Origin of the sequence: Pseudoalteromonas sp. S558 (assembly GCF_005886635.1) — a bacterium.
In the GTDB taxonomy this organism is placed as follows: Bacteria; Pseudomonadota; Gammaproteobacteria; order Enterobacterales; family Alteromonadaceae; genus Pseudoalteromonas; species Pseudoalteromonas aliena.
Genome location: NZ_PNDU01000464.1, coordinates 1 through 8437, shown reverse-complemented (window position 1 = coordinate 8437; position 8437 = coordinate 1). Strand labels below are relative to the sequence as shown.

The window sequence follows — 8437 nt, the reverse complement described above, 5'->3', positions numbered from 1 at the left end:
TTAAATACAGCTGTATTTAACGCCTTTTTTATTGGTTAATTTACGCAGTGCGTTAATATGCGTACAATAGCGCTCTTTGTTATTTTAAAGCTAAGCCTATGTCTGCCACTACGTTCTCATCACTTAATCTCGACCCGTTATTATTAACAGCGATTGAGCAAAATAATTACACTCAACCTACCGCAATTCAGATTAAAACTATTCCGCCTATTTTAGCGGGAAGTGATGTAATGGGCAGTGCGCAAACAGGCACAGGTAAAACCGCCGCGTTTGTTTTACCCTTGCTACATAAGCTTTTAAATTCCCCCAAAAAAGATGAGTCAGGACTTGCCCGCGTTGTAATTTTAACGCCAACGCGAGAGCTTGCTCAGCAAGTATTTGCCAGCTTTGAAAAATATGCACAAGGCACTAATATCAATGGTGCTTTGGCGTATGGTGGCGTAAGTATTGGCCCACAAATAAAAGCGCTTAAAACAGCGCAAGTTATTGTGGCCACACCAGGGCGTCTGCTCGATCATATAGTTAAAGGTAGCGTCGTACTTTCAAGTGTAGATTCGCTCGTATTTGATGAAGCAGACCGTATGCTTGATATGGGCTTTATTGATGAAATTAGACGTATATTGCGTCATATTCCGGGCGATCGCCAAACTTTACTTTTTTCAGCTACGTTTGATGACAGCGTGTTTGAACTGAGTAAAAAATTACTTAAAAATCCAGAACTAATTGAAGTTGATAAGCGCAACTCAGCCGCAGTTGAAGTAGATCAAGTTATTTACGCTGTAGATGAAGACCGTAAGCGCGAACTTGTATCGCACATGATTGGCATGAAAAACTGGCGCCAAGTGCTTATTTTTACTCGCACAAAACAAATGGCTGATCAGCTCGCTAAAGAAATGTGTAAAGACGGTTTAAAAACCGAATCAATACATGGTGACAAGTCGCAAGGCGCACGTGACCGCGCACTACAAAACTTTAAAGAAGGCGCTACTCGTGTACTTGTTGCTACTGATGTAGCGGCACGTGGTTTAGATATTTCTACACTTAGATACGTCATTAACTTTGAGCTGCCATACATAGCAGAAGACTACGTGCATCGTATTGGGCGTACCGGTCGAGCGGGCGAACAAGGCCTTGCTATGTCACTGGTAAGTCTTGATGAGCAATGGCTGCTAGAAGAAATTGAAGTGCTACTCGATACGCGTTTAACTCCACAGTGGTTAGAAGGCTATGAGCCTGATCCAAATAAAAAGCCAAAAGATAATCGTAAAAATACTAATAAGTCGCGAAAAGATCGCGATAAAAAACGTATTACAGGAAAAAGAGAGCCAAGTAGACGCCGTAAATAATAGCTTTTCCTTTACTTTTTTGCCTATACTGGAGCTAATACATAGCCGAGGTAACGTAATGTTTGAAACTGATCAATGGGCATTTTCTGGTATTGATGGCCAAATATCTTTGCATAAATGGCAAAAAAATCGACCTTATAACGGGGCTTTTTTCAGCCCCGTCTGGTTATATAGTTCAGGCAACAAGCAAAGGCTATCGCGTTGTTATTAGAAGTAACGAAGGTGGCTCTAACTTTGAGACCAATCCTATACTCCCTCCTCAAACACCTCTTTTTTGTCGCCACGTAGCTGAAACTAAAAATATTTTATATGTTAATGATGCAAGCAATAACGATGCATGGAACACCCTACCAGAAGTAGTTGAAGATGGTGTTGAATCCTACCTAGGTTTACCTATTCATTGGCCTGAAGGCGAAGTATTTGGCACGCTATGCTTAAAAGACACTCAGAAAACAAGCTATACCGATGAATATTTTGAACTCATAGAACAACTACGTGATTTGATTGAAGACGACCTAGCGCTTGTGTATAGCTATGAGCAAATGCGCGAAATAGCCATGTTAGACTCATTAACGAATATTTATAATCGCCGAGCACTTAACTTATTAGCCCAGCAAAAACTTAACTTAGCGCTACGTTTAGGCTTTGACGTGTGTTGTTTGTTTATCGATATAAACGACTTTAAAAAATTAAACGACACCTGCGGACATGAAGTGGGCGACAAAGCCTTAATTATATTGGCAGATACGCTAAAAACGCATTTAAGAGATGCTGATATAGTAGGGCGCTTAGGTGGCGATGAGTTTGTTGCAGTAATGCAAGTAAGCGATAAAAGCAAGATTAACTACATCATGGATAAAATTTCGACTGAGTATTCAAAAGCCTTACTCAAAGAAGACGTTTGCGATTTATCGCTTAGTATTGGTTATAGTTTTACTAATAAACAAAAGCAGCCCTTTGAAGCGCTATTAAATGATGCAGACCACGCAATGTATAAAAATAAACAAGCGTATAAGCTCCCTAAAAAGGCGCAGTAATAAAAATAACTTAAAATTTAATTACGTAGTTTGAGTTGACTTTACTCAATTCATTTTTAATTAGCAAAAAAGGTATTATGAAAAATTGTATTTATCACTGTTTCCTTTTAACTTATTAATTAATGTAACTACATCAATTAGGGGTTGAATATTATGTGCCCAGTGGTTAAATTCTTCTGAAATAACCTTAAAATAATAAGTTCTTTTTTATGTTTTAATCATTCATCAAGAGCTTATTTATATAGATATTTATTATAGAGCATGGAGGGCGTAATGAAGCCTAAGCAGATTATTATTATTCGTCATGGGCAATCTCAAGCAAACATAGATAAAGGGATGTATGAGCATACTCCTGATCATTTAGTTAATTTAACTGAATCAGGTAAAGAGCAATGTATAAAAACGGGTGTAAAACTAAACGAACTGCTAGCAAATAAAAATGTAACTGTGTGGTCCTCACCTTATAACAGAGCAAGGCAAACAACTGAGCTAATCACCTCTGAGCTAAAAAGTAATATTAAATATAAAGAAGATCCTAGATTACGTGAACAAGATTGGGGGAATTTTTATACAGAAGATGAGGCTCGCCTTAAATATGAAGATCGCAAAAGACATAGTTACTTTTTTTATCGTATAGAAAATGGTGAATCAGGTGCAGATGTATATGATCGAATTTCTACGTTTTTAGAAACGCTGTATCGCGATTTTTCTCAAGATAATTGGACCGATAGTCTTGTTATTAGTACACATGGTATTACAGCTTTAGTCTTTTTAATGCGCTATTTTCATTGGTCGTATGAGCAATATGAAGAAGCTGAAAAGTTTTTTAATTGTGGGTTTGTTGTGCTTGAGCTCGATGAAGAATCAGAACGATATCATTTATCAATTGATATGCGAGAAGGCATTGATAGTGTACTTGAATCTGATTTATGAAAGCTAAAATGTAAAAAGGAGCTTAATGCTGGAATTATCGATAATTAATTCAAAACCCATAGCTGATCATATTTTAGAGATATATTTTAGTGATGGGCATAAATGTTTGGTTGATTTTCATCCATTTATTTTCTCTGTTGGGCACCCAGATTATGATATTTATAAACAGAGAAGGCATTTTCTCAATTATAAAATTGTAGATGGGAATTTAAATTGGGACGATTATAAAATGATTTTTCCAGTAGCAGACTTGTACAGTAATAGGCTTGTTAAGAGTAAGTAGCTTATTATTTATTATCTTTATATTCAGTTGAATAGCAGATTAAATTCAAAATATTGAGAAGTCTAATTATTTACTTTATGTAGATAAAACGTAAGAAAAGCTACCTCTTATCAAATTTATCTATGTAAAGTTCAACATAGAAAGGGAAATTTTTTTATAAACTTAACTACAAGAGTTTGGTTAATGTATTCAGGTATCGGCTTTATTGTATCTCTAGTCATAATAAGCTTATTTGATGCTTTTCCTCACTTTAGATTTATATCTAATGAGGGAATAATTTTTGGTGTTATGTGCTCCTCTATGGGGTTTGCCTTAAAAAGGCTTGAGAGTAATAACCAAAAACACCTTCAATAAATAGCTTAAGCTGAAAATTTTTACTTGTATTTATTAATTTATTTTTCAAAAAACTGACATAAAAAAGCAAGCCATGAGGCTTGCCAAGAAGGGTGTTAATTAGCTCTAACCTAGCTTTTAAGCTATTAGCTTTTCCGCAAGGTTCAATTCCATAATGGCTTTTAATAAACGGTATAAATTAATTGACGCGTCAATTTCTTCTTTACGGTTTGTTAAGCTTTCAATATTTAAGCCCAGCGGTACATCTAAATGCGCACAGCTTTTAAGTATTAAGTCGAGATTTTCGCGGCAAATACGGACTGATTCGCTTAATGTATTGTCTGCATCAAGCATGCGCCATTTAGTTGCCTCTGGCACTGAGATACCCAACCATTGCATAAACTCTAAGGTTTTTTCGCCGCCGCACGGGGTAAACGTTAATATAATACGTTGAGGTATAATACCCTGTGCTTTACACGTACGTGCGTAGCTAGTAATTAGCTCTATAGTGGCTTGTGCGTCGTAAACAGCTTGCGATATAAAAAACTGACAACCTTGTGCTGTTTTTTCTATTAATCGTTCGTGCTCATTTCGTTTACTTGAATGGCGTTCAGCAATAGTAACGCCACCTAAAAAGAAATCATCTGATTGCTCAGCCAATGCTTTATACGCATCTGGCAGGCTTAGCTTTATATCACCTATCGATGATGGGCTACCTACTAAAACAACATTTTGTAAATCGTAGTCGTTTTTAGTTTCACTTAGCCAATCCTTAAATTCGCCTACGCCACGCTGTGCCACACTTTTATAAGTAATCACATCTTGTGCAGATAAATTACGTAGTAAATGACTGTATTCACGCGGATCAACGGTTTGTTTAAACGCAAATGGACGGGCTTGATTAGTTCGGCTGCTTTCGTCTTGAATGTCGTAAATTATTACGCCGTCGTATTCAATTTCGTGTAAGCGACCTAATAGCTTTTCTGCAATGATTTTCAATTGCGCTTTATCGGTGCCGATTTTAGGCGGGGTAGTACCAATAAGGTAAACACCTTGGTTGGTGTCCACTATCTTCTCTTTTAGTGATAAAGCCATAATCCTCATTCCAGCTAAGTTTGTTCTGATGGATTTAATATAGCAGCCATTTAGACGTCTAGATAGATTTATTTAATGAAAGTTTTTCAACTAACATGATATTTATTCATAGTGATTGTTCCCATAATGTGTAATTGACACAGTTGTTTACATAATAAATCCCCTCGGGACTCTTATATTTATTGGCTTTGGGGCATAATTAAAGAGTTAAATCTGACAACAAACTTGCTCAATTTAAAAAGGGACAACAATGAAATTTAAATTATTAGCAACCAGCTTAGCGGTATCGCTGGCGTTAACGGGTTGCGCAATGCAACAAAACCAAAGCACGCAAACAACAGCACAACAAGAACAAGTAAATAAAGCTGATGATCGTGTTTTTTCGCAAGACTATTTAATTGAAGAGCTAGAAAACGGCTTGCGTGTCATGGTTGTTAAAACCGATTACCCTGATGTAGTGTCGCTGCAAATTCCGGTATCGGTTGGATCGCGTAACGAAGTTGAAGAGGGCAAAACAGGCTTTGCTCACTTTTTTGAACACATGATGTTTAAAGGCTCACAAAAATACCCTGAAGATGTGTATTCAGACATATTAAAAAATTCAGGTGTTGATAACCGCGCATATACAACGAACGATTTTACAAACTACCATTTAAATTTTTCAAAACAGCATCTTGATAAAGTACTTGAACTTGAAGCTGATATTTTTCAAAACTTAACCTACACCGAAGAGCAATTTAGAACCGAAGCACAAACGGTTAAAGGTGAGTACTTAAAAAACAACGCGAGCCCAATTCGTAAATTATTAAGCGCTGTACGCGAAGAAGCGTTTGATAAGCACACGTATAAACACACCACGATGGGCTTTTTTAAAGACATAGAAGCCATGCCTGATCAAATGGCCTATGGTAAAGAATTTTTTGCTAAGTTTTATAAGCCTGAGTATGTGTCACTTGTTATTGTGGGCGATGTAGACCCACAAGCAACAATGGCAATGGTTAAAAAGCATTGGGGCAGCTGGAAAAAAGGTAACTATGTTGCTGACATTAAAGCAGAGCCTGTTCAACAAGCACCAAAATATTTGCACCAGCAAGATGAAGCGCTACCAGGGCATTGGTTACTTGTATCGTACAAAGGCGCTGCGTGGGAGCCTGCTAAAAAAGACAGAGCGGCGCTTGATTTAATCTCACAGCTTTATTTTTCAAATAATTCAGATTTATATCAAGAGCTAGTGGTCGACAAACAAATTGCCAGCCAAATGTTTACCTATAACCCAGAGACTAAAGATCCGGGTTTATTACACGTATTTGTTAAAGTAGAAAACGTAGACGATTTAGCCACTGCTCGCGATGCAATTAACCGAACTTATGCAAAAGCACGCACTGAGCTTGTTGATGAGAAAAAGTTAAGTGACTTAAAATCGAACCTTAAATACAGCTTTATAAATGGCTTAGACTCATCGCAAGCAATTGCTTCAACACTTGCGAGTTACATGCATTTTGAGCGCGATCCAGAGGTTATAAACCAGCTGTATAAATCATCAGATAACATTACCAGCGCAGATATTAAAGCCGTTGCTAATAAATACTTTACCGATAACGCCCGTACCACATTAACGATGTCGGCACTTGATAAAGCCCCAGGGTTTGAGCAAGAAGTTGATTTAAATGCGCTTACTGCAAAGCTTGAACAAGCACCTGCGGCACCTGTATTTAAAGTACTTGATAAAACGAATAGCTCGCCATTAATTGATGTTAACTTTTTATTCAATACCGGTGCGGCTGCCGACCCTCAAGGCAAAAAAGGTGTTGCTGCGCTCACTGCGGCGATGCTTGCACAAGGTGGCTCGCAGGCGACAAGCTATAAAGATATTCAAAAAGCACTTTATCCGCTTGCGGGTAGCTTTGGCTATCAAATAGATAAAGAAATGCTGTCGTTCCAAGGGCGTATCCATAAAGATAATGCGGCGCAGTGGTATACACTTGTGAGCGATCAATTACTAAACCCAGGTTTTAGAGACGACGACTTTAAGCGCCTTAAAAAAGAAATGATCGACGGTATTAAATCAGGCTTAAAAGCATCTAACGATGAAGAGCTAGGCAAAGAAGTGCTATACAGTGCGCTTTACAAAAATCACCCTTACGAAAGCTACAACTACGGTGATATTTCGGATTTAGAAGCGTTGACGCTAGATGATGTTAAAGCGTTTTATCACAGCGAGCTTACGCAATCTAAACTCACGGTTGGTTTAATTGGGGCTGTACCTGCAAAGCTTAAAGCTAAAATGATGAGCGATTTTGCAACGCTACCAAAGGGTGAGCAAAGCCGTTTAAGTATTCCTGATGCGCCAGTGCTTAAAGGTCATCATGCAACGATTGTAGAAAAATCGGCACAATCGACTGCGGTATCGTTTGGTTTCCCTATTGATACAATTAGAAGTAGCGAAGACTGGACAGCCCTTTGGCTTGTGCGTTCGTACTTTGGTGAGCACCGTAGTTCTAACAGCTTTTTATATGAGCGCATTCGTGAAACTCGCGGCATGAACTATGGCGATTACGCATACATTGAATATTTTCCACGTGGTATGTTTCAAACCAAGCCTGATGCAAACCTAGGGCGCTCTGAGCAAATATTTCAAGTGTGGTTACGCCCACTTCGCTCTAATAACGATGCGCACTTTGCAACACGTACCGCTTTGTTTGAGCTAGATAAGCTAATTAAAAATGGTATGAGCGAAGATGACTTTGAAGCTACGCGTAACTTTTTAATTAACTTTGTGCCGCAAATGGTTGCAAGTCAAAACCGCCAATTAGGTTACGCACTTGATAGCGAATTTTACAACACAGATAGCTTTGTAAGTTACGTAACTAATAAACTTAAAACGCTAACGCTTGCTGATGTTAATCGCGTTATTAAAGAAAACTTACAAACAGACAATGTTCACTATGTATTTATTACTGGTGACGGCGCTGATATGCAAAAACGTTTAGCGTCTGAGCAAACCTCACCAATGGTTTATAATACTAATAAACCTGCCGAATTAGTGGCTGAAGATAAAGTGATTGCTGATTATAAATTAGCAATTCCTGCAAAAAATATTGAAGTAGTAAAAGTAGATAAAGTATTTCAATAATTTAAGTGGTTTTTAAACGTTAGAAAAAGCCTCAATGCTTAATGTATTGGGGCTTTTTATTATTTAACCTGAACTCTGGTTGAGAGATTTTCTGTGAATACAAGGCGAATTTACGCGTCAATAGCTGGCCTATTACAAGTAAATTCAACGCCGTTAGCGCTGAAAATAGCTGCTTGAAATAGATTTATTATCCAGAGTTCAGGTTATCTTATTTTGCTTGATAATAAATCAATAAACGATAACTAAATAACACTCACATATAAGTTATTACGCAGTT

Annotated in this window: 6 protein-coding genes; 5 read left to right on the top strand and 1 reads right to left on the bottom strand. The window is 37.6% G+C overall.

The annotated features are described in order from the left end of the window. Positions 1-98: 98 nt before the first annotated feature. The 4 genes from CWB66_RS20835 (at position 99) to CWB66_RS20820 (ending at position 3599) form a co-directional block, all read left to right on the top strand. On the top strand, positions 99-1346 hold the full coding sequence (locus tag CWB66_RS20835; RefSeq protein WP_138586940.1) for a DEAD/DEAH box helicase: 1248 nt from the start codon (positions 99-101) through the stop codon (positions 1344-1346). A gap of 95 nt (positions 1347-1441) precedes the next feature. Beyond that, complete coding sequence (locus tag CWB66_RS20830) at positions 1442-2383, top strand: sensor domain-containing diguanylate cyclase (RefSeq protein ID WP_252371814.1); 942 nt, start codon at positions 1442-1444, stop codon at positions 2381-2383. Positions 2384-2656: 273 nt separating this feature from the next. Next, positions 2657-3316, top strand: coding sequence for a histidine phosphatase family protein (locus CWB66_RS20825; protein WP_101217539.1), 660 nt, complete (start codon positions 2657-2659; stop codon positions 3314-3316). Between the two features lie 25 nt (positions 3317-3341). Beyond that, positions 3342-3599 carry a DUF2442 domain-containing protein gene (locus CWB66_RS20820; RefSeq protein WP_024610708.1) on the top strand — a complete coding sequence of 86 codons (258 nt, stop codon included), beginning with the start codon at positions 3342-3344 and terminating at the stop codon, positions 3597-3599. A 471-nt stretch (positions 3600-4070) separates the two neighbouring features. Here the strand turns inward: CWB66_RS20820 and CWB66_RS20815 are convergent, their stop codons facing one another. Further along, positions 4071-5027 (bottom strand): methylenetetrahydrofolate reductase, encoded by a 957-nt coding sequence (locus CWB66_RS20815; protein WP_138586939.1) that lies wholly within the window; start codon positions 5025-5027, stop codon positions 4071-4073. Positions 5028-5277: 250 nt separating this feature from the next. Here CWB66_RS20815 and CWB66_RS20810 point away from each other — a divergent pair, with 250 nt between their 5' ends. Beyond that, positions 5278-8160, top strand: coding sequence for a M16 family metallopeptidase (locus CWB66_RS20810; protein ID WP_138586938.1), 2883 nt, complete (start codon positions 5278-5280; stop codon positions 8158-8160). Positions 8161-8437: the final 277 nt, after the last annotated feature.